At 65.2% G+C, this 21,456-nt stretch carries 23 protein-coding genes; 8 read left to right on the plus strand and 15 right to left on the minus strand.

Annotated features, from left to right (window positions below):
• The first annotated feature begins 23 nt into the window (after nt 1–23).
• Together hisC and SO156_RS21505 are read left to right on the plus strand one after the other, a co-directional pair.
• A complete protein-coding gene (hisC, locus tag SO156_RS21500; protein WP_498536166.1) occupies nt 24–1,121 on the plus strand; it encodes a histidinol-phosphate transaminase in 1,098 nt (365 codons plus the stop codon).
• A complete protein-coding gene (locus tag SO156_RS21505; protein WP_458143924.1) occupies nt 1,118–2,053 on the plus strand; it encodes a prephenate/arogenate dehydrogenase family protein in 936 nt (311 codons plus the stop codon). Before hisC ends, SO156_RS21505 begins: the two co-directional genes overlap by 4 nt.
• Before the next feature lie 107 nt (nt 2,054–2,160).
• On the opposite strand, the gene SO156_RS21510 is transcribed toward SO156_RS21505, so the two are convergent.
• Nucleotides 2,161–3,345: a DUF2125 domain-containing protein gene (locus SO156_RS21510; RefSeq protein ID WP_498536167.1), complete on the minus strand. Its 1,185-nt coding sequence runs from the start codon at nt 3,343–3,345 to the stop codon at nt 2,161–2,163.
• A 110-nt stretch (nt 3,346–3,455) separates the two neighbouring features.
• On the opposite strand from SO156_RS21510, the gene SO156_RS21515 reads away from it, so the two are divergent.
• Nucleotides 3,456–4,067, plus strand: a complete 612-nt coding sequence (locus tag SO156_RS21515; RefSeq protein WP_458143928.1) for a gamma-glutamylcyclotransferase — start codon at nt 3,456–3,458, stop codon at nt 4,065–4,067.
• On the opposite strand, the gene SO156_RS21520 is transcribed toward SO156_RS21515, so the two are convergent.
• The 4 genes from SO156_RS21520 to ftsE form a co-directional block, all read right to left on the minus strand.
• Nucleotides 4,064–4,837: a lysophospholipid acyltransferase family protein gene (locus SO156_RS21520; protein WP_498536168.1), complete on the minus strand. Its 774-nt coding sequence runs from the start codon at nt 4,835–4,837 to the stop codon at nt 4,064–4,066. The genes SO156_RS21515 and SO156_RS21520 overlap by 4 nt on opposite strands.
• A gap of 8 nt (nt 4,838–4,845) precedes the next feature.
• Complete coding sequence (locus tag SO156_RS21525) at nt 4,846–5,553, minus strand: YdcF family protein (protein ID WP_458143932.1); 708 nt, start codon at nt 5,551–5,553, stop codon at nt 4,846–4,848.
• A gap of 77 nt (nt 5,554–5,630) precedes the next feature.
• Nucleotides 5,631–6,599 carry a cell division protein FtsX gene (locus SO156_RS21530; protein WP_498536169.1) on the minus strand — a complete coding sequence of 323 codons (969 nt, stop codon included), beginning with the start codon at nt 6,597–6,599 and terminating at the stop codon, nt 5,631–5,633.
• Nucleotides 6,592–7,251: a cell division ATP-binding protein FtsE gene (gene ftsE / locus SO156_RS21535; RefSeq protein ID WP_458143936.1), complete on the minus strand. Its 660-nt coding sequence runs from the start codon at nt 7,249–7,251 to the stop codon at nt 6,592–6,594. The genes SO156_RS21530 and ftsE overlap by 8 nt, the downstream gene beginning before the upstream one ends.
• Before the next feature lie 162 nt (nt 7,252–7,413).
• Here ftsE and SO156_RS21540 point away from each other — a divergent pair, with 162 nt between their 5' ends.
• A complete protein-coding gene (locus tag SO156_RS21540) occupies nt 7,414–8,286 on the plus strand; it encodes an MJ0042-type zinc finger domain-containing protein (protein ID WP_498536170.1) in 873 nt (290 codons plus the stop codon).
• Between the two features lie 33 nt (nt 8,287–8,319).
• On the plus strand, nt 8,320–8,694 hold the full coding sequence (locus SO156_RS21545; protein ID WP_458143940.1) for a response regulator: 375 nt from the start codon (nt 8,320–8,322) through the stop codon (nt 8,692–8,694).
• Between the two features lie 169 nt (nt 8,695–8,863).
• On the opposite strand, the gene SO156_RS21550 is transcribed toward SO156_RS21545, so the two are convergent.
• Complete coding sequence (locus SO156_RS21550; protein WP_498536171.1) at nt 8,864–11,488, minus strand: TIGR02302 family protein; 2,625 nt, start codon at nt 11,486–11,488, stop codon at nt 8,864–8,866.
• Nucleotides 11,489–11,660: 172 nt separating this feature from the next.
• Between SO156_RS21550 and SO156_RS21555 the strand changes: the two genes are divergently transcribed.
• Both SO156_RS21555 and SO156_RS21560 read left to right on the plus strand, forming a co-directional pair.
• The gene (locus SO156_RS21555) at nt 11,661–12,044 is read left to right on the plus strand and encodes a carboxymuconolactone decarboxylase family protein (protein ID WP_458143944.1); all 384 of its coding nucleotides are present in this window, start codon (nt 11,661–11,663) and stop codon (nt 12,042–12,044) included.
• A gap of 243 nt (nt 12,045–12,287) precedes the next feature.
• The gene (locus tag SO156_RS21560; protein ID WP_498536172.1) at nt 12,288–13,178 is read left to right on the plus strand and encodes an NAD(P)-dependent oxidoreductase; all 891 of its coding nucleotides are present in this window, start codon (nt 12,288–12,290) and stop codon (nt 13,176–13,178) included.
• Between the two features lie 107 nt (nt 13,179–13,285).
• Here SO156_RS21560 and lysA read toward each other — a convergent pair whose 3' ends face one another.
• From lysA to argH, 3 genes are all read right to left on the minus strand, one after another.
• On the minus strand, nt 13,286–14,551 hold the full coding sequence (lysA, locus tag SO156_RS21565; protein ID WP_498536173.1) for a diaminopimelate decarboxylase: 1,266 nt from the start codon (nt 14,549–14,551) through the stop codon (nt 13,286–13,288).
• A gap of 23 nt (nt 14,552–14,574) precedes the next feature.
• Nucleotides 14,575–14,868, minus strand: a complete 294-nt coding sequence (gene lptM / locus SO156_RS21570) for an LPS translocon maturation chaperone LptM (protein WP_498536174.1) — start codon at nt 14,866–14,868, stop codon at nt 14,575–14,577.
• 93 nt (nt 14,869–14,961) lie between these two features.
• Nucleotides 14,962–16,359 carry an argininosuccinate lyase gene (gene argH, locus SO156_RS21575; protein WP_498536213.1) on the minus strand — a complete coding sequence of 466 codons (1,398 nt, stop codon included), beginning with the start codon at nt 16,357–16,359 and terminating at the stop codon, nt 14,962–14,964.
• Nucleotides 16,360–16,464: 105 nt separating this feature from the next.
• On the opposite strand from argH, the gene tlpA reads away from it, so the two are divergent.
• Nucleotides 16,465–17,166: a thiol:disulfide interchange protein TlpA gene (tlpA, locus tag SO156_RS21580; protein ID WP_498536175.1), complete on the plus strand. Its 702-nt coding sequence runs from the start codon at nt 16,465–16,467 to the stop codon at nt 17,164–17,166.
• On the opposite strand, the gene SO156_RS21585 is transcribed toward tlpA, so the two are convergent.
• The 6 genes from SO156_RS21585 to SO156_RS21610 all read right to left on the minus strand — a co-directional run bounded on the left by SO156_RS21585 (nt 17,163) and on the right by SO156_RS21610 (nt 21,310).
• On the minus strand, nt 17,163–17,357 hold the full coding sequence (locus SO156_RS21585) for a putative motility protein (RefSeq protein WP_498536176.1): 195 nt from the start codon (nt 17,355–17,357) through the stop codon (nt 17,163–17,165). The two genes, tlpA and SO156_RS21585, sit on opposite strands and share 4 nt — an antisense overlap.
• Before the next feature lie 209 nt (nt 17,358–17,566).
• A complete protein-coding gene (locus SO156_RS21590; protein ID WP_458144102.1) occupies nt 17,567–18,448 on the minus strand; it encodes a 3-hydroxybutyryl-CoA dehydrogenase in 882 nt (293 codons plus the stop codon).
• A gap of 190 nt (nt 18,449–18,638) precedes the next feature.
• Entirely contained in the window at nt 18,639–19,583 is a 945-nt protein-coding gene (locus SO156_RS21595) for an electron transfer flavoprotein subunit alpha/FixB family protein (protein ID WP_458143954.1), read from the minus strand.
• The gene (locus SO156_RS21600) at nt 19,583–20,332 is read right to left on the minus strand and encodes an electron transfer flavoprotein subunit beta/FixA family protein (RefSeq protein ID WP_027522144.1); all 750 of its coding nucleotides are present in this window, start codon (nt 20,330–20,332) and stop codon (nt 19,583–19,585) included. The genes SO156_RS21595 and SO156_RS21600 overlap by 1 nt, the downstream gene beginning before the upstream one ends.
• A 128-nt stretch (nt 20,333–20,460) precedes the next feature.
• Nucleotides 20,461–21,033, minus strand: a complete 573-nt coding sequence (locus tag SO156_RS21605) for a cob(I)yrinic acid a,c-diamide adenosyltransferase (RefSeq protein WP_458143956.1) — start codon at nt 21,031–21,033, stop codon at nt 20,461–20,463.
• Nucleotides 21,034–21,115: 82 nt separating this feature from the next.
• Nucleotides 21,116–21,310 carry a twin transmembrane helix small protein gene (locus SO156_RS21610; RefSeq protein WP_027522142.1) on the minus strand — a complete coding sequence of 65 codons (195 nt, stop codon included), beginning with the start codon at nt 21,308–21,310 and terminating at the stop codon, nt 21,116–21,118.
• Nucleotides 21,311–21,456 lie beyond the last annotated feature (146 nt).

The raw sequence follows: 21,456 nt of genomic DNA on the forward strand, positions 1-21,456 counted from the left end.
CCGCATCCTTTCCGGAGTAGACGATGTCCCGCCCCGTGCCGAATCCCGGCATTCTCGATATTGCGCCCTACACGCCCGGCAAGAGCCCGGTGCCGGAGCCGGGCCGCAAGGTGTTCAAGCTGTCGGCGAACGAGACGCCGTTCGGGCCCTCGCCGAAGGCGATCGAGGCCTTCACACGTGTGGCGACGCATCTGGAAGACTATCCGGAAGGCACCTCGCGCGTGCTGCGCGAAGCGATCGGCCGCGCCTATGGGCTCGATCCCGACCGCATCATCTGCGGCGCCGGCTCGGACGAGATCCTCAATCTGCTCGCGCACACTTATCTCAGCCAGGGCGATGAAGCGATCTCCACCACCCACGGCTTCCTGGTCTACCCGATCGCCACCATGGCGAACGGCGCGAAGAACGTCGTGGCGGCGGAGGCGAGCTTCACCGCCGACGTCGATGCCATTCTGAAGGCGGTGACGCCGCGCACCAAGCTCGTCTGGCTCGCCAACCCCAACAACCCGACCGGCACCTATCTGCCCTTCGACGAGGTCAAGCGCCTGCGCGCCGGCCTGCCGTCGCACGTGCTGCTCGTGCTCGACGCCGCCTATTGCGACTACGTGTCTCGCAACGACTACGAAATGGGGATCGAGCTGGTCGCGACCACCGAGAACACGGTCGTGACCCACACCTTCTCCAAGATCCACGGCCTCGCCGCGCTGCGCATCGGCTGGATGTTCGGTCCTGCGCATATCATCGACGCCGTCAACCGCATCCGCGGTCCGTTCAACGTCTCGACGCCGGCGATGTATGCCGCGGTCGCCGCGATCGAGGACACCGCGCATCAGCAGATGTCGAAGCAGTTCACCGAGACCTGGCGCAACTGGCTGACCGAGGAGATCGGCAAGCTCGGGCTGAAGGTGACGCCGAGCGTTGCCAACTTCGTGCTGATTCATTTTCCGGCCGAGAAGGGCAAGACCTCCGATGAGGCCGACGCCTTCCTGACCAAACGGGGACTGGTGCTGCGCGCACTGAAGAATTACGGCCTGCCCCATTCACTGCGCATGACCATCGGTACCGAAGAAGCCAACCGCCTCGTGGTCGGGGCCTTACGCGACTTCATGGGGGGCAAATGAGCGTCGCTCCGCACTTCCAGCGCGTTGCACTGATCGGCTTCGGCCTGATCGGCGGCTCGATCGCGCGCGCCGCGAAGCTCCAGGGCCTGGCTTCCGAGATCGTCACCACTGCGCGCTCGGAGAAGACGCGTGCGCGCGTCGCCGAGCTTGGCATCGTCGACCACGTGGTCGCCACCAATATCGAGGCCGTCAGGGATGCCGACCTCGTCATCCTCTGCATTCCCGTCGGCGCCTGTGGACCAGTGGCGCAGGAGATCGCGGCACATCTGAAGCCGGGCGCGATCATCTCCGACGTCGGCTCTGTCAAGGGCGCGATCGTCAGGGACATGGCGCCGCATCTGCCGCAGGGCATTCATTTCGTCCCCGCGCATCCCGTTGCGGGCACCGAGCATTCGGGCCCGGATTCCGGCTTCGCCGAGCTGTTCATCAATCGTTGGTGCATCCTCACGCCACCGGAGGGCGTCGACGCGGCCGCCGTCGACCGCTTGCGCGCGTTCTGGGCCGCGCTCGGCGCCAAGGTCGAGATCATGACACCGGATCATCATGATCTCGTGCTCGCGATCACCAGCCATCTGCCGCATCTGATCGCCTACACCATCGTCGGCACCGCCGATGAACTGCAACAGGTGACGGAATCCGAGGTGATCAAGTTCTCAGCCGGCGGTTTTCGCGATTTCACGCGTATCGCGGCGTCCGATCCGACGATGTGGCGCGACGTGTTCCTCGCCAACAAGGAGGCCGTTCTGGAGATGCTCGGCACCTTCAACGAGGACCTCGCAAAACTCACGCGTGCGATCCGCCGCGGCGATGGCGAAGCCCTGTTCGACCACTTCACCCGCACCCGCGCCATCCGCCGCGGCATCGTCGAGATCGGCCAGGATTCGGCGGCGCCGGACTTCGGCCGCCCGCATCCACCGCTGACGAAGCAGTAAGGATCTTAACGGCGCGTAGTCCGGATGGAGCGCTGCGAAATCCGGGGCTCTCGATCACGGCTGGCGCTGTCCCGGATTATGCTTCGCTCCATCCGGGGCTACGACCTTCAATACAGCGGCGCGAGCTGCGCGATCTTCAGCGCGCCGAGCATCACCGCGCCATCGGCGAAGCGAAGCGGGAAGCTGCGCGCCTTCTTGCCTTCGAGGGTGCTTTCGGTACCGAGCGCATTGATGCCGGCGGCGACGCCGACATTGGCATTCTGCTTCACGACCTTGCCGAGGCCGGGAATGGCCCGGTCGAGCGCGCCGAAGAGGCTGTTGAGGTCCTGCGACTTCACGCCCGGCGCGACGCGGTCCAGCGTTGCTTGCGGCACGCCCTCTTCCAGCATCTTGTCGATCCCAAGCGCGGGGATCACGCGCTCGAGGCCGGTCACCGTCATCTTCAATTCGCCGTCGAGCCGGCCATTCGGCGAGATACCGAGCGTGCCGGCGGCGACCGCGATCATGTCGCCCTGCTGGATGCGCGACTGCACGATCTCGATATGCCCGCCGGCTGCCTGGAGCTCGCGGAAACGTTGCGGCCATGGCTTTGGCGTCAGATCCTTCAGCCCCGTGATCTTCGAACGCACGTCCGCTTCGAACGGCTCGGCCAGCAGCGGATGCACGCCCTGGATGCTGCCTTGCGCGATCTGGAGCACGGTCTCGATGATGGGATTGTCGCGCGAGGATCCCTCGGCGAGGCGTCCGTGCAGCTCGACCAGCTTGGCCTTTGCAACCGGCACCTGCACCGAGCCCTCGACGCGATTGATAACGGGATCGTCGAACACGATCGAGGCGCGATCGGGCACGGCCGGCAAGCCGACCACGCTGCTGCGACCCTTGCTCCAGTTCACCACGAAGGACGTCTGCGTGACGCCGTCGGTCAGCGTCGCCGGCGCGGTGAATTCGGCGATCACGAGCTTGGGATCATAGACCTGGGCGACGACCAGGATGTTGTCGAGCCTGGCCGTGAACGGCGTCTTGCTCGCGGTCTGCGAGACCAGCGACACGCTGGCGCCGGAGCACTGCACCTCGAAGCGGAACGGGAAACCGGCGATCGAGCGCTTGGCGCAATCATAGATGCGGCCCGACTTGGCCTCCTGGGCGCGCCAGGCATCGGCAGCCACTTCGGCCTGGGAGGCGGCGTAGAACCAGAAGCCGCTCCAGGCGACGGCGAGAATCAAGAGGAGGACGGGCGCGATGAAAAGGCCCCAGCGGGGGCGCCGCCTGGCGGCAATGGTCATATCGGACATGCGGCGACCCTTTGACCCCAGATGATGGCAAATGTAAGCGAGATTGGCTTGCTGCAGGAGGTCGAGAATTCACTTCGCCTGGACGGCGGGGTCTGGTAGCGGTGCCAAACATGTCCGAAATTACCCTCCCCTCTGTCACGACGGCCACCGGCGACCTCTGGGTGTTCGGCTATGGCTCGCTGATGTGGCGGCCCGGCTTCGCGTTCGAGGAGCGCGTGCCGGCGCGGCTGGTTGGCGAGCATCGCGCGCTCTGTGTCTATTCCTTCGTCCATCGCGGCACGCCCGAGAAGCCGGGCCTCGTGCTCGGGCTCGATCGCGGCGGCGCCTGCCGCGGCATCGCCTTCCGCGTCGCTGCGAGGAGCCGTGCCGATGTGGTCGCTTACTTGCGCGAACGCGAGCAGGTCACCTCGGTCTATCGCGAGGTGATGCGCTCGGTGTGGCTCGAGAACGACGCGCGGCAGCGCGTCAGTGCCCTCGCCTACGTCGTCGACCGCGGCCATGTGCAGTATGCGGGACGCCTGTCGCTTGCCGAGCAGCATCGCCACGTGCTGCAAGGCCACGGCCAGTCCGGTGCCAATCGCGACTACGTCACCGCGACGGTGAAGGCGATCGAGGCCGAAGGTTTTCGCGATACGCAGCTGCATCAGCTTGCGGTTCTCCTGCACAACGATGCGCATTCCCTGCATGATCCGGCTCCGAGCAGCGAGCGGGACGAGCGCTAGTTGCTGGAAGCCACGTAGCTCGGCGCGCTGCCGATGCGCTGCTCCTGCTCTTTCCGTCCGGCTTCGACGATGCGGCCCGTGGCCTCCTCGATCGCGTCGCGAACGCGTGCGATGTACTCGTCCTTCGGCAGACCCGGCGGCAGCGGATCCAGGAACTCCACCACCAGCGTGCCGGGATAGCGCATGAAGGTCCGGCGCGGCCAGAACAGACCGGAGTTGAGCGCGATCGGCAGGCACGGCACGCCGCAGGCCGAATAGATCTGGGCGAAGCCGGTCTTGTAGTCCGGCGGCGCGCCCGGCGCGCGGCGGGTGCCCTCCGGGAAGATCACCAGTTGGCGGCCGGAGCGCACCGCATCGCGCGCCCGCCGCGTCATGTCCAGGAGCGCCTTGACGCCGGCGCTGCGATCGATCGCGATCATGCCGGTCTTGCCCAGGAACTGACCGAACACCGGAATGTGCATGAGCTGGCGCTTGAGAATGAAGATCGGCCGGTCGAAGAACCGCAGCAGCGCGAACGTCTCCCAGAAGGATTGATGCTTCGACGCGATCACCAGTGGTCCCGCCGGGATCTTCTCCACACCTCTGAATTCCACCTTGATGTTGCAGATCACCCGCATCAGGAACAGCGTCGAGTTCGCCCACCATTCGGCAACCGTCAGCATCGCGCGGGGCGACATCAGGAAGGTCGGCAGCGCGATGATCGCACAGAACACCAGGACGGCGTAGAACAGCACGTTGAAAACCAGCGAACGCAGGAAGAGCAAGAACATCAACGATCCTAATTGGCCTGTGCGGTGGCGGGCCGTTTCGTCGGCTGCACGCCAGGAGGCTGCTCCGACACTTCGGGCGAAAGGTCAATCCCGAAATCCTCGAGCCGCACGCGCAGCTCGGCGGCAACATATTTGACATATTCCGACAACAAGAGCCGCAACGTCGAGGACGAGGTCCACCACGGCTCCTCCCGCCATTTGTCGCCGACCACCGCAAACGGGATCAGCGCGATCTCGGGCATCGCGTGCGAGAATTCCACCAGCGCGCGCGGCATGTGGTAGTTCGAGGTCACCACGATCAGCGACTTGAAGCCACGCTCATGCGCCCAGCGCCGCGCCTCTGCCGCGTTACCACGGGTCGAGACCGCGGAGCGGTCGAGATCGACGCAGCAGCGCATGTAGGACTGGTTCTCCGGCAGCGTCCGCGAGATATCGCTGACCGTGGAGGTCGGGTGTACGCCGGAGATCAGGAGCCTTTGGCCGAAGCCCGCAGCTAACAGCTCCATCGCATCCGACACCCGCGACGATCCGCCGGTCAGGACCACGATGCCGTCCGCCTTGCGATCCGGTGCCAGCTCGGCGCCGCGCAGCTGCGACAGGAACGCGACGAAACCCGCCGCCGCGCCGACGAAGGCGATCGCGAGCGTCGACACGACGGCCGCGCGCAGCCAGCCGCGCGGCAACTTCGGCGATCGATCGTCGGTCGGCGAGGTCATATGATGTCGTGGTCCCTTCCCCTAACAATTTTAGAACGTTTTTGGATGAAGTGGAGTCCGGTTTGACGCACGACGCCTTAATCGACGTCGTTCAGCGTCGCGAACAGCGTCTGGCGCGACGCCACAGCCGTGATCGCGCCGATCAGGACCGCCTGCACCGCGAGCACGACGTAACCCGACGACCGCAACGAGAACGTGCCGAGCAGGGCGGCGAACTGGTCGCCGACCGGCGTGCCGGAGAACCAGCCGGCGATCGACTCGGAGAAGCCGAATACCAGCATGGCGACGCCCCCGCCGATCACGCCGCCTTCGAGGCCGAGGCGGAGGAAATGCCGCAGGAAGCGGTTGGCGATATAGCGGTCGCCGGCGCCGACGAAATGCAGGACCTCGACGATCGGCCGGTTGGCGGCCATCGCGCCGCGGGTTGCGAACGACACCGAGATGATGGTCGCGACGATGACGAGCGCGAGGATACCGAGGCCTGCGAGCACGGTGGCGTTGGTCATCGAGCGCATCCGCTCGATCCAGGCGCGGTGATCGTCGACGCTCGCGTTTGGCGCGACCTGCGCCACGCGGCTGCGCAAGGCGACGAGATCGAGCGTCGTGCCCGGCTGCACGCGGGCGATGATCATGCGCGGCACCGGAAGATCGTCCATCGACAGGCCGGTGCCGAGCCAGGGCTCGAGCAGCTTCCCGGATTCCTCCTTGCTGAACGGCTTGACCTCGACGATGCCTGCTTGCGCGCGCATCGCTTCCGTCACGGCAGTGGTGTCGCGCTCGATGTCGCGCCCGGCCTGGGGCCGGACCTGGATGGTGATTTCGCTCGCGACATCCGACTGCCATTCGGCCGCGGACGCGCTCACCAAGAGCACCGCGCCCGTGGTCATCGAGGCAAGGAAGGTCATGATCGCCACGACCGCGACCAGCGCGCGGCCATGGATCGAGGCGCGCGGCACGATCGGCGACATGTTGCGCGCTTTCGCCGGGACCTGCGGACGCTCCTGTCCGAGGTCGACGAAGACGCCGCGCTCGTCGGTCCTATTCATAGACGTGCAGTCGTCCCTGGTGCAGCACGAGCCGGCGCGCCTCGTACTGGTCCATCAACCCGATATCGTGGGTCGCGATGATGACGGCGGTGCCGGACTTGTTCAACTCGATGAAGAGCCGCAGCAGCCTGCGACCAAGCGTCGGATCGACGCTGCCGGTCGGCTCGTCCGCGAGCAGAAGCTGCGGCCGCGAGATCACCGCGCGCGCGATCGCCGCGCGCTGCTTCTCGCCGCCCGACAGGATCGGCGGCAGCGCATCCATGCGCTCGCCCAGGCCCACCCAGCGCAGGAGATCGATGACCTCCTTGCGGTAGCTGGATTCGTTGCGGCCCATCACGCGGAACGGCAGCGCGACGTTCTCGTAGGTCGTCATGTGGTCGAGCAGGCGAAAATCCTGAAGCACGATGCCGATGCGCTTGCGCAAATCGGCGATCTCGTCCTTGCCGAGCAGCGAGATGTCGTGGCCGAACAGATTGACGAGGCCGCGCGTCGGCCGATGCGACAGGAACAACAGGCGCAGCAGCGACGTCTTGCCGGCGCCGGAGGGGCCGGTGAGGAACTGGAAGGAGTGCGCCGGGATCTGGAAGCTCAGGTCGCGCAGAATCTCCGGCCCCAGACCGTAACGCAATCCGACATTTTCGAACCGAACCAAGCTCAGCTCCGTTCGAGGTGGGGCGCGGCGCACGCCGCAAAACTCTGCCGCATGCGATGAAAGCCTTGTGCGGCCGTTATGGTTTCCGATTCGTTAACGGTCGCCTTGTAGCATCGAAAGAGCCCGGTTTCGCTACGGCTGGGTCATCGCCGAGGCTGGTCCATGCACATCGTATGCCCCCATTGTACGACATCTTACGCCATCAAGCTCGCAAGCCTTGGGGCGAATGGGCGCACCGTGCGCTGCTCCCGCTGCAAGGAGACGTGGGTGGCGCGGCCCGAGGACGCCGTCGAGGAAGTGCAGGAGAAAGCTAACGCGCCGGCCATGGCCACGGCGAGCCAGGCAGGGGACCAGTCCGACATCGCGGAGCAGTGGAACACCTACGTCCGGGAGGACGCCGCCGATACGCCGGTGGTCGACAGCCCCTCGATCGCCAGCGACTGGCCCACCGAGGAAACCAAGGACGACGACTGGTCGGAAGCCGAGGCCGACGACGACGAATTGGCCGGAGAGCCGCATCAGTCCTGGTTCCGCGGGTTGTTCCGCCGCCGGGCCCGGGTCGTTCGTCCGGTCAGCAGACCGCCGCGAAAGTCCCATTTCGGCCTGCCGACCGCCTGCGTTGCCATGGGCGCGCTGGCCGTTGCGCTGGTGGTCTGGCGCGCCGACATGGTCCGCCTGCTGCCGCAGACCGCGGCGTTCTACAAGATGATCGGCATCGAGGTGAATCTGCGCGGTCTCGCTTTCAGGGACGTCAAGGTGACCTCCGAGACCGTCGACGGCAAGCAGGTACTGGTGATCGAAGGCGCGATCGTCGGCGAGACCAGGAAGGCGGTCGACATCCCCCGCCTGCGCTTCGCCGTGCGCGACGCGCAGGGCGCCGAGATCTACGCCTGGAACGCAGTGCTGGAGCAGACCGTGCTGCATCCCGGCGAGCGCGCCTTCTTCAAGTCGCGCCTCGCCTCGCCGCCACCTGAAGGCCGCAATATCGATATTCGTTTCTTCAACCGGCGTGACATCGCCGGCGGCAGCGCGTGATCGGGCTGCCAGCTTCCACAAGGGTTTGGCCCGATGCCAAAGGTGCTGATCGCCGATGACGAGGAGTCCATGCGCACACTGGTGGCGCGTGCCATCGCCATGGACGGCCACCAGACCGTCACCGCGCAGGACGGCGCCGAAGCGCTGGAGATCTTGACGCGCGAGGACGGCGCGTTCGACCTCCTGCTCACCGACATCCAGATGCCCGTGATGGACGGCATCGCGCTCGCACTCTCGGCCGCGCGCGATTTTCCGGAACTGACGATCTTGCTGATGACCGGCTTTGCCGATCAGCGCGAGCGCGCCTCGAACCTCAATGCGCTCGTGCACGACGTGGTGACGAAGCCGTTTTCGGTGGCGGATATCCGCACGGCGGTTGCCGACGCACTGGCGGCGAAGAAGGGGTAGCGGGGCAACCCCACATTCCTCTGTCATGCCCCGCGAAAGCTTTTCGCGGGCGATGACGGCTGGGGGTGTGGCGACGCCTGTAGCCCCGCATGGAGCGAAGCGGAATGCGGGACATCCGCGGAACGAGTCCCGGATTTCGCTTCGCTCCATCCGGGCTACGAGAGGGTGCTCAAAAATCCTTCAGCAGCCGCTCGAGGTAGTCGAGCTCGAGCTGCGGCCTAGACGGATCGCCCAGGCGACGGCGAAGCTCTTCGAGGATGCGGCGGGCGCGCTGGACGTCGATTTCGCCGGGGATCTTCACCGTGTAGTCGTCGCTGAACTCGTGGCCGTGCAAGGGACGGCCGAGCGGGTCGGTCTGGTTGCCGCCGCTCTGCTGCCGGCCGGCGCGATTGCCGGGGCCATCCCCCTGGCCATCGCCGTCGCCCTGCTGCATGGCCTCGGCCATCTTCTGCGCACCCTTGCGCATCGCGTCGAGCGCCTTGCCTTGCGAGTCCACGGCGCCGTCGGCATTGCCTTCACCGAGCTTGGAGCCGGCATCGCCCATGGCGTTGTCGGCTGCATCGAGACCGCCGTCATCATCACCCTGGTCGGCATCCTCATCGCCGCCCTGGCCTTGCTGGCCCGGTTGTCCCTGCTCGCCTTGCTGACCCTTTTGGCCTTTCTGGCCCTTCTGCCCCTTTTGGCCGTTCTGCGCGAGCCCGCGCTTCTGGAGCTCATCCTGAAGCTTCTTCAAGCGATCGCGCAGCGCCTGCTGGTCCTGCTGCAGGTCGGACATCGACTGATCGCCCTGCTGGCCCTGCTTGCCGCGCATGCGGTCGCGCCGGGAATCCTGGCCCTGCTTGAAGGTCTTGTCGCGCAATTGCTGCTGCTTGCGGATCATGTCGCCGAGCTCGTTGAGCGCCTGCTCCATGTCGCTCTCGCCGCTCTGGCCCGGCTGCGCCATCTGGAGGCCCTCCAGCATCTGCTGGAGCTGGTCGAGCAATTGCTTGGCCGCATCCTTGTCGCCGGAACGCGACAGGCGCTCCATGCGGTCGATCATGTTGTTGAGATCCTGCTGGCGCATGATCTTCGTGTTGGGATCAAGAGGACGGGCGAGCTGCTGCGGATTGTTGCGGAACTGCTCGGCGAGCTGGCGCATGAAATTGTCCAGCGCCTGACGCAGATCCTGGGTGAGCTTCTTGATCTCCTCGTCGCTCGCACCGCGCTCCAGCGCCTGCTTGAGCGCGTCCTGCGCCGCGCGGAGCGCCTTGTCGACGTCGGTGATGTTGCCGTCCTCGATCGTCACCGCAAGCGCCCAGAGGCTCGCAACGACCTCGCGCAGCGCGTCGTCGGTTCGGGCAGCCTCTAGCTGCCTCGCGACGTTGTAGAGGCCGAGATATTGGCCGGTCTCGGGCGTGAACAATTCCGGCGCAATCATCAGCGCGTCGAGGGCGGCATAGACGTCGGAGTTCTTGTTGGCGTCGAGCGCCAGGATGCGGCGCTGCTCGATCAGCGCGCGCGCCAGCGGCTTGGTGAAGAGACGCTCGGGCAAACGCATGTTGAAGGGGTCGCTCTTCGCCTCATTGCCTGCCTCGTCCTTGGCAGTCAGCGTCAGCGCGACGTCGGCGCCCGCATAGGGGTCCTCGCTGAGGTCCTTGACGGTCTGGCCGAGGCCGTTGCGGGTGCGCGCGTTCGGCAGCACGAGTGCGAATTGCGGCGGCTGGAAAAGCGGCCGCGGCGCGGCCTTCTGATCGTCGCCCTTCTGGGTATCGGACGGACGCACCGCGAATTGCGCCTCGGCGCCGGTGACACCGTAATCATCCTCGATCTTGTAGGAGAGCTGTAGCGCGCCCCTGGCCTGACGCTCGGGATCCTTGGCCAGCGAAATCGTCGGCGGCCGATCGGGCGTCGCGGCGAACTTCCATTGCGGCTGTCCGGAGGGCGCACGGACATGCGCCGTGCCGTCGCTCGCGATGGCAAAATGCTTCTCGTTGGTACCCTTCGGGGCTTGCTCGTTCGGCGCAACTTCCTTGAGGCCGCCAGAGACCACGACGTCGAGGCTGCCGCCGGAGGAGCGCACAATCAGCGTGGAGCCGGCGGGAACGGCGAGCGGGCCGCTCGCGGGAAGCGCTGCAGCCTCCTTGTTGGCGGCCGACAGGATGATCGGCGGCTTGGAGGTGTAGACCGGCGGTGTGACCCAGGCGTCGACGCGGATATTCGTCGGTGCCAGCACGCCGTTCCAGTCGAAGGCGGCACCCATACGCATGGCGCGCTCGTCGCCCGCGGCGAAGAAGGTTGCAACCAGCATCACCATCACGGCTCCGCGCAGCGCCCACGGATCGTGGATCGCGAGCCGCGGATGCGGCAATCCGGCGCGGATGCGCTTGAGCGAGGCCAGCGTGCGCTCGCGCTGCGCCTGCCACAGCACCTGTGCGACCGGGTCCTGCGTGCTCAGGGTGTCGGTGAGCGTCGTTGCCGGACGGTGGCGGATACCGGAACCGCTATCGAGTCGACTCAGGCTCTGCTCGCGGCTCGGCCAGCGGAAGCGAATCAGCGGAAACAGGGCGGCAAGCGCCGCGACAGCAAACAGGCCAAGCCCGACCGCGCGGGCGATGAAGGGCAGCACCAGCCAAAGGCCAGCCCAGGATACCACCAGAAACAATCCGACAACGGACAAAAACCGCGCCAGATGTGGCCAGGCGCGCTCCCAGGCGATCGCATATGTGGCCCGCTTGAGGGCCTGCGCCAGCTTCAGCCGCGACAGAGCGTTGCCATCGCGGATCGGGTCTGACGGCTCAGGGGTGACGCCGTTCAATCAGCTCTCCAAGTTGCCCGGAACAAGAGCCTACCACAACGGCAGCACTGAGGCACCCGTTCCTCTACGGGACCCCGCACCCGAGCGGTGCATAACACGAAGGCGTGACTGGTTGTGTTCGACACCGTAGGTTTCCGTCCGCAAATCCTTCACGCAAGACACAAGGAACGCCATGGACAAGAAGATGCACGATAAGGGGCTGGAAGTTCGCAAAGCGGTGCTCGGCGAGGCCTATGTCAACAATGCCCTGAAGAACGTCGACGACTTCACCCGGCCGTTCCAGGAGATGCTCAACGAATATTGCTGGGGGACCGTGTGGGGCCGCGAGGAGCTGCCGCGCAAGACCCGCAGCATGCTCAACATCGCGATGATCGCGATTCTCAACCGCCAGCACGAGTTCCGCGCGCACCTGAAGGGCGCGCTGACCAACGGCGTCACGCGCGACGAAATCCGCGAGATCCTGATGCAGGTCGCGATCTACGGCGGCATGCCGGCGGCGGTGGACAGCTTTCGCATCGCGCGCGAGGTGTTCGCGGAGATCGATGGGAAGGCGTGAGGTCTCTCACCTGTCGTTCCGGGGCGCGCCACCGGGTCCGCGCAAAGCGCGGCCCGATGACAGGCTCCGCGCGAGCCCGGGACCCATAACCACAGGAAGATGTGATTACGGAGACTCGGAGTTAGCACTTCGCTCCACGACTCCTCCCTGGGGTCATAGGTCCCCGCTTTCGCGGGGACGACAGTGAATGCTTGGCGAGCCGCTCCCGTCCATCAGCCACAACAACAAACACAAGGAAACACCATGGACATCGGATTCATCGGTCTCGGAAACATGGGGTTTCCGATGGCGCGCCGGTTGATCGAGGCGGGGCATCGGCTCGTTGTGTTCGATACGCGGAAAGCGGTCCTCGATACGCTGGTTGTGCGCGGTGCAACGGCGGCGACGTCGCCGAAAGATGTCGCCGACCGGGTCGAGACCGTGATGGCGAGCCTGCCGTCGCTGCAGGCTTCGCTCGAGGTCGCAACCGGTGCGAACGGCGTGATCGATGGCAAGCGCGTCAAGCGTTTCGTTGATTTGTCGACCGTCGGCTCGCAGATGGCGGCCAGGATTCACGGCCTGCTGGCGATGCGCAACATCGTGCAGATCGACAGCCCCGTCTCCGGCGGCGTCGCCGGTGCCGAGAAGGGCACGCTGGCCGTGATGGCGTCCGGACCGAAGGGGGAGTTCGACACGATCAAGGCCGCGCTCGACGTGATCGGAAAGGTATTTTTCATCGGCGAGAAGCCGGGCGCGGCGCAGACCATGAAGCTCGCCAACAATTTTCTCTCAGCAACCGCGATCGTGGCAACGTCGGAAGCGGTGGTGATGGGCGTCAAAGCCGGGCTCGATCCGGCCGTGATGATCGACGTCATCAATGCGGGCTCCGGCATGAACACCGCAAGCCGCGACAAGTTTCCGCGTTCGGTCCTGCCGCGGAGCTTCGACTTCGGCTTTGCCACCGGGCTGATGGTGAAGGACGTGCGGCTGGCGCTGGAGGAGATGAAGCAGCTCGGCCTGTCGATGGAGGTCGCCGATGCGGTCGGCCGTCTCTGGGAGACCGTGATCAGCGAGGAAGGCGCGGGTTCGGATTTCACCGCGGCGATAAAGCCGATCGAGAAGCGGGCGGGTGTGATCGTGGGCCGGAAGAAATGACGCCAGTCTCGTAGCCAGGATGGAGCGTAGCGCAATCCGGGTCCTTCGCAACGCGTGATGGACCGTCCCGGATTTCGCTGCGCTCCATCCGGGCTACAACATCCCCCTCACAGCCACGGCGCGGGCGTGTCCATGGCGATGAGCTGCTCGACGTCGATGCGGGGGCGCACCACCGCATACTGATCGCCCTTGACCAGCACCTCCGCCACCAGCGGCCGGGAATTGTACGTGCCGGCCTGCACGGCGCCATAGGCACCAGCGGTCATGATGGCGAGGAGATCACCCGGCTTCGGCGTCGGCAGCGTGCGGTCGAGCGCGAGGTAATCGCCGGTCTCGCAGACCGGGCCGACGACGTCGGCCAGCATCGTCGGCGCGCCCGCGGCGGGCTGCCTGACCGGCAGGATGTCGTGATGGGCCTCATAGAGCGTCGGGCGGATCAGGTCATTCATCGCGGCGTCGATGATGACGAAGTTCTTGCCGTCGCCGTGCTTCACGTAGATCACTTTGGTGACCAGGATGCCGGCGTTGCCGACGATCATGCGGCCCGGCTCGAACATCAGCGTGCAGCCGAGGTTGTGCGTGATGCGCCTGACCATCGCAGCATAGGCATCGGGCGCGGGCGGCGCCTCGCGGTCCATGTAGTAGGGAATGCCGAGGCCGCCGCCGAAATCGACATGCGAGATGTTGTGGCCATCGGCGCGCAGCGTCTGAACGAATTCGGCGAGGATGCGGAACGCGATCTCCATCTTGGAGAGATCGGTGATCTGGCTGCCGATATGCACGTCGGTGCCGGTCACCACAATGCCGGGCAGCTTCGCCGCCCGTGCATACACCTCCCGGGCGTGGACGATCGGGATGCCGAACTTGTTCTCGGACTTGCCGGTGGAGATCTTTGCGTGCGTGCCCGCATCGACGTCCGGATTGACGCGCACGGAGATACGCGCGGTCTTGCCCATCTCGCTTGCGAGGCATGACAGCAGCTCGAGCTCAGGCTCGGATTCGACATTGATGCAGAGGATGTCGGCGGCAAGCGCCGCGCGCAGCTCGGTCTCAGTCTTGCCGACGCCCGAGAACAGGATCTTGCTTGGGGGGATGCCGGCGGCGAGCGCACGCTTCAATTCGCCGCCCGAGACCACGTCGGCGCCGGCCCCCAGCTTTGCCAGCGTGCGCAGCACCGACTGGTTGGAGTTCGCCTTCATGGCGTAGCAGACCAGCACCTTCTCGCCGGCAAAGGCATCGGCGAAAACGCGGTAATGCCGCTCGAGCGTCGCGGTCGAATAGCAATAGAAGGGCGTGCCGACGGTCGCGGCGAGATCGGAAAGATTCACCGCCTCGGCGTGCAGGACGCCGTTGCGGTAGTCGAAATGATTCATGGCGTTCGCTCAGTCATCCCGGCTCACTTGCCGGGCTTTTCGTCCAGCAGCGGGTCGAGGACAAACGATTTCTTCTTGCCCTTGGCGGCGGCGGGCGCAGCATCCGCGCCATAGGTGGGATTGAACACGCTCGGCGTCTTCTGGGCCTCGGTCTCGGTATCGGTGGGAGCCGGGGCAACATTCGCCGTGGACGCATTGGACGCAGTCGGCGGCAGATCCAACGGCCCCTTGCGGCCACAGCCGGCGAGCGCCAGCGCGCTCACGCTCAAGACAATGATGGCCCACCCCGAGCCGGTCGGGCGAAACTTTGACGTCACGACGAGATCCCCACTACGCGGGCCGCACCATACAGAGATTGGCTCGCTCTGGCGAGAGCCGGATGATCATGAAAAACCAACGAAATTTTGCGCTCAGCCCGATTTTCGCTCTTTTTCCAAGCGCTTCGCCCAGGCCTTGGCCTGCGCCGTCACGTTCTTCGGCGCCGTGCCGCCAAAGCTGGTGCGGCTCTTCACCGACGATTCGACCGAGAGCACGCCGAGCACATCCTTGGTGATTTTCGGCTCGATCGCCTGCATCTCCTTGAGCGGAAGCTCGTGGAGCGCGACGCCGTCGCTCGCGGCCTTTGCCACGATCCGGCCCGTGACGTGATGAGCCTCGCGGAACGGCATTTTCAGCGTCCGCACCAGCCAGTCGGCAAGATCCGTCGCGGTGGCATAGCCTTCGCCCGCAGCCGCCTTCATCTTGGCTTCGTCCGGCACAAGGTCACCGACCATGCCGGTCATGGCGCGGATCGCGAGCGACAGCGCCGCAAAGCCTTCCATCGCGCCCTGCTTGTCCTCCTGCATGTCCTTTTGATAGGCGAGCGGCAGGCCCTTCATCACGATCAGGAGGCCATTGAGCGCGCCGATGACGCGTCCCGTCTTGGCGCGCACGAGTTCGGCGGCGTCAGGATTGCGTTTCTGCGGCATGATCGAGGAGCCGGTGGTGAACTTGTCGCTGAGGCGGATGAGGCCCACGAGCGGCGAGGTCCAGATCACGATCTCTTCCGCAAAGCGCGACATGTGCACGGCGCAGATCGAGGCCGCCGACAGCGTCTCCAGCACGAAGTCGCGGTCGGACACCGCGTCGAGCGAGTTGGCCATCGGCCGGTCGAAGAAAAGCGCTTTCGCCGTGGCGCGGCGGTCGATCGGGAACGAGGTACCGGCAAGTGCGGCCGCTCCCAGCGGAGATTCATTCAGCCGCTTGCGGGCATCCTGAAAGCGGCCGCGATCGCGGGCGGCCATCTCGACATAGGCGAGCAGATGGTGGCCGAAGGTGACGGGCTGTGCGGTCTGCAGATGCGTGAAGCCGGGCATCACGGTCCCGGCATGTTCCAGCGCGCGTTGCACCAGCGCCTCCTGGAACGCGGCGAGCGCGGCGTCCGTTTCGTCGATGATGTCCCGGACGAACAGGCGGAAGTCGGTCGCGACCTGGTCGTTGCGCGAGCGCGCGGTGTGCAGGCGGCCGGCGGCGGGGCCGATCAGCTCGGACAGGCGGCTTTCGACATTCATATGGATGTCCTCGAGCGCGCGCTTGAACGCGAAGCCGCCCTTGCCGATCTCTGACAAAATCGTGTCTAGACCCCTGCCGATATTTTTCGCATCAGAGGCCGTGATGATGCCCTGCGTGGCGAGCATCGCGGCATGGGCCTTGGACGCGGCAATGTCCTGGGCGAAGAGGTGACGATCGACGTCGATGGAGACGTTGATTTCCTCCATGATCTCGTCGGGACGTTCCGAGAACCGGCCGCCCCACATCTTGTTGCTCATGATCCCCTGCTCACGCCTTGCTGCTTGCTGCGCGGTCTGTGCCGCACGTTTGCTGACTGCTGCCAGCCGTATTAAGAGGCCCCTGATAGCCATATCTGCGACCGGATGACAAACGATATGCTCGACCCCAACGATATGCCCGACCAACGGAAAGCGCGGTCGGCCACGCGCCGGATTCCCCTGGTGATCGCCACCGTGGCGGTCGGGGGCCTGGTTGGCTTTGGCGCGCTATACGGGCTGGGCCTGAAACGGGGGCCCGCGGGCGATCCGGCCTGCCGCGCGGCGGTCCAGACGGCCAACCGGCTAGCGCCGCTCGCCCGCGGCGAGGTGGCGGCGCTGACCATGGCGACCGCGCCGTTAAAGCTGCCGGACTTCGCCTTCGAGGACGCCGACGGCAAGCCGAAAAGGCTCTCCGACTTCCGCGGCAAGACCGTGCTGGTGAACCTCTGGGCGACCTGGTGCGTGCCCTGTCGGAGGGAGATGCCGGCGCTGGATGCGCTCCAGACCAAGCTTGCGGGTCCGAATTTCCAGGTGGTCGCGATCAATATCGACACCCGCGACCCCGAGAAGCCGAGAAACTTCCTGAAAGAGGCCGGCCTGACGCAGCTCGGCTATTTCAACGACCAGAAAGCGAAGGTTTTCCAGGATCTTAAGACAATAGGTCGGGCGCTGGGCATGCCGACCTCGGTGCTGGTCGACCCGCAGGGCTGCGAGATCGCGACGATTGCAGGCCCGGCCGAATGGGCGAGCGATGATGCCATGAAGCTGCTGCGCGCCGCGCTGAACCCGGCCGCCGCGGCGCTTTAAGCCGTAATATTGAGATTATTGCCGACGCCGGCACCGACATTGGCGAGCGAGGGCTGGCCGGTACCGAGCAGCGTCAGGACAGCGGATTTCTCCGCATCCATGTTCTGCTTCATCACAGTCGTCGCGATGTTCGACTGCAACGCGCCTTGCTGAGCGGTCAGCATGCTGCTGACCATGGCCATCATGTCCATACGTAGACCCTCGTACGGGCGGCAGCCTAGGCGCGAAGGGTTAACGAGAGGTGGAGGTTCGGGGCAGTTCGTGTCCCGGACAAGGTGCGGATTGCCGAATGGGCAAAGCGAAGCGTGCCCACCTCTTCTGCTGCAAGCGAGGAGAGATGGTGGGCACGGCGCTCCGCGCCTTTGCCCACCCTACGACACCTGTTGTTGAATGGACGGGTTTACCGCGTCGGGACCGGCTTGGCGCCGCGGTAGTCGTAGAAGCCGCGCTGCGTCTTGCGGCCGAGCCAGCCGGCTTCGACGTATTTCACCAGCAGCGGGCACGGGCGGTACTTCGAATCGGCCAGCCCCTCATGCAGCACTTGCATGATGGAAAGGCAGGTATCGAGGCCGATGAAATCGGCCAGTTCCAGCGGGCCCATCGGGTGATGAGCGCCCAGCTTCATCGCGGCGTCGATCGCCTCGACGTTCCCGACACCTTCATAAAGCGTGTAGATCGCCTCGTTGATCATCGGCAACAGAATGCGATTGACGATGAAGGCCGGGAAATCCTCGGAGACCGCGACCTGCTTGCCCAGCTTGGCCACGAATGCCTTGGAGGCCTCGAAGGTAGAATCATCGGTGGCGATGCCGCGGATCAGTTCGACCAGCTCCATCAACGGCACCGGATTCATGAAATGAATGCCGATGAAGCGCTCGGGGCGGTCGGTGGCCGCGGCCAGGCGGGTGATCGAGATCGAGGAGGTGTCGGAGGCGACGATCGCCTCGGGCTTCAGGACGGCGCAGAGCTCGTGGAAAATCTTGCGCTTGACCTCCTCCTTCTCGACCGCGGTCTCGATCACGAGGTCGCAGTCGGCGAGGTCATCGAGCTTCTCGGCAAGGGTGATGCGCGACAGCGCCTTGGCCTTGTCGTCCTCGCTAACGGCCTTCTTGGAGACCTGGCGCGACAGATTGCCGTTGATGGTAGCCATGCCCGACTTCAAACGGTCAGCCGAGACGTCGTTGAGCACCACGTCGAAACCGGCCAGCGCCGCGACATGAGCGATGCCATTGCCCATCTGCCCCGCGCCGATCACGCCGACCTTCTTGATTTCTGCCATAATGTCATCCACCGGAACGGCGCGGATGCCGCGCCCTGCCTATCCCCCGTGAGCCGAGGGTCCGATTTAATCAGAACCCGGGCTCGAAACCTAGATTGGATCGCGCCCTTCCACGTGCCCCCGCGAAAGAAACCGCCTCAGAAATGAAACACCGGCCGGAGTTAGGACATCCGGCCGGTGTTTTTACGGTGTTTTACTTCCCGAGCTTGCCGAGTTCGGCCGTAAGCTCAGGAACCGCCTGGTAGAGGTCGGCGACCAGGCCGTAGTCGGCGACCTGGAAGATCGGCGCGTCCTCGTCCTTGTTGATCGCGACGATGACCTTTGAGTCCTTCATACCCGCGAGATGCTGGATCGCGCCGGAGATGCCGACGGCGACATAGAGTTCGGGGGCCACGACCTTGCCGGTCTGGCCGACCTGCCAGTCGTTCGGCGCATAGCCGGCGTCGACCGCCGCGCGCGAGGCACCGACACCGGCGCCGAGCTTGTCCGCGAGCGGCTCGATGTACTTTGCGAAGTTTTCGCGGCTCTGCATCGCGCGGCCACCGGAGACGATGATTTTCGCCGAGGTCAGCTCGGGGCGGTCGCTCTTGGCGACTTCCTCGCCGATAAAGGACGACAGGCCCGGATCGGCTGCCGCCGCGACGCTCTCGACGCTCGCGCTGCCACCGGCCGGCGCAGCGGCGAAGGTCGAGGTGCGCACCGTGATGACCTTCTTGGCGTCCTTCGACTTCACCGTCTGGATGGCGTTGCCGGCATAGATCGGCCGCTCGAAGGTGTCGGGCGCGACGACCTTGATGATCTCCGAGACCTGCATGACGTCGAGCAGCGCTGCGACGCGCGGCATCACGTTCTTGAAGCGCGAGGTCGCAGGCGCGACGATCGCGTCATAGCCGGACGCCAGCGAGACGATCAGCGCGGCCAGCGGCTCGGCGAGATCGTGCGCGTAAGCCTCGCCGTCGGCGAGCAGCACCTTCTTCACGCCATTGAGCTTTGCGGCGGCGTCCGCCGCACCCTTGGCGTTCTGGCCGGCGACCAGCACGTCGACGTCGGTGCCGAGGGCAGCGGCCGCCGTCAAGGCCTTGTTGGTCGCATCCTTCAGCGACGCATTGTCGTGTTCAGCAATCAGAAGCGTCGTCATCAGAGCACCCCGGCTTCGTTCTTGAGTTTCGACACCAGCTCGGCGACGTCCTTGACCTTGACGCCGGCCTTGCGGCCCGGTGGCTCCGTCGTCTTGAGAACTTCAAGACGCGCAGTGACGTCGACGCCGTAATCGGCGACCGTCTTCTCCGCGATCGGCTTCTTCTTCGCCTTCATGATGTTGGGCAGCGAGGCATAGCGCGGCTCATTGAGACGGAGATCGGTGGTGACGATCGCCGGTCCCTTCAGCTTCACCGTCTGCAGGCCGCCATCGACCTCGCGCGTGACCTTGAAGTCGCTGCCTTCGACCTCAAGCTTGGAGGCAAAGGTCGCCTGCGACCAGCCGAGCAGCGCGGCCAGCATCTGGCCGGTCTGGTTGCTGTCGTCGTCGATCGCCTGCTTGCCCAGAATGATCAGACCCGGCTGCTCTTCTTCGGCGACCTTCTTCAGGATCTTGGCGACCGCGAGCGGCTCCACGTTGCCGTCCGCCTTCACCAGGATGCCGCGGTCGGCGCCCATGGCGAGACCGGTGCGGATCGTCTCCGACGCCTGCGCCGGTCCAATGGAGACCACCACGACCTCGGTGGCCTTGCCGCCTTCCTTCAGGCGCAGCGCTTCCTCGACCGCGATTTCGTCGAATGGGTTCATCGACATCTTGACGTTGGCGAGTTCAACGCCCGACCCATCGCCCTTGACGCGGACCTTGACGTTGTAATCGACCACCCGCTTTACCGGCACTAAGACCTTCATCGATCCTCTTTCACTTGAATTCTTGAGGGGGGTTATCAACTGGCGCGGAACCTAATGGCCCGGCCCAGTCCGGTCAACGCGCGCGGAGGCCCAAAAATTGGCTTTGCGAGCCAATCTTGGCGGTTTGCTTAGCGGTTCTGGCCCGGCACCCAGAGCACGTCGCCAGCGCCATTATGATTGGCTGCGCGGCTCGCGACAAACAGGAAATCCGACAGGCGGTTCATATATTGGATGCCAGCCGCCCCGACCGGCTCGTCCGCCTTTGCAGCGAGTTCCACCATCACGCGTTCCGCGCGGCGGCATATCGTGCGCGCGACATGGAGATGGGCGGCGGCAGCGGTTCCGCCCGGCAGCACGAAGGAGGTGAGCGGGGCGAGCTTTTCGTTCAGCGCGTCGATGTCGCGCTCGAGCCGCTCGACCTGGCTCGCCACTACCCGCAACCGTTCACCTTTGCCGTCTCGCTCGGGCACCGCGAGATCGGCGCCGAGATCGAACAGGTCATTCTGGATCCGGCCGAGCATCTCATCGAGCTCCGGCCGGTCCTTGACGTGCAACCGCACCACGCCGATCGCGGCATTGGTCTCGTCGACGGTGCCATAGGCCTCGATCCGCAGATCATATTTCGGACGGCGCTCGCCGGAGCCGAGCGCGGTCGTGCCGTCGTCACCGGTACGGGTGTAGATACGGTTGAGAACGACCATGTTTGCCTCTCCAGCCGCCGGCTTCTCAGTGTTTGAGCATGATCTTGTCGGAAAACCGCTGCACACTTTTCCGGATCATGCTCTAGCGCCCCATCGCCCAGACCGCGAGCATGGCGATGACGATCGCCACGAACTGAAACAGCACGCGCAACCGCATCAGCCTCTGCGAGGTGTTGGGCGAGCCGCCGCGCATCATGTTGACGAGACCGAGCAGCAGCACCAGCGCCACGGCGCCGACAGCCACCGGCAGGATGAAAGAACTCAGGAAGGATGCCATTAGGGGTAGATAACACTGTGTTTGCCGCTGCGCCATCGCGGCGCGATCTGGCTTTTAGGCCAATAATATCAGAAGCTAAGCGGATGATCGTTGATTTGAGCCAGCCCGCACGATTCGCCTCTCGCCGCTTGCGGGGAGAGAGCGCA

The sequence above is a fragment of the Bradyrhizobium sp. UFLA05-125 genome, assembly GCF_059803515.1.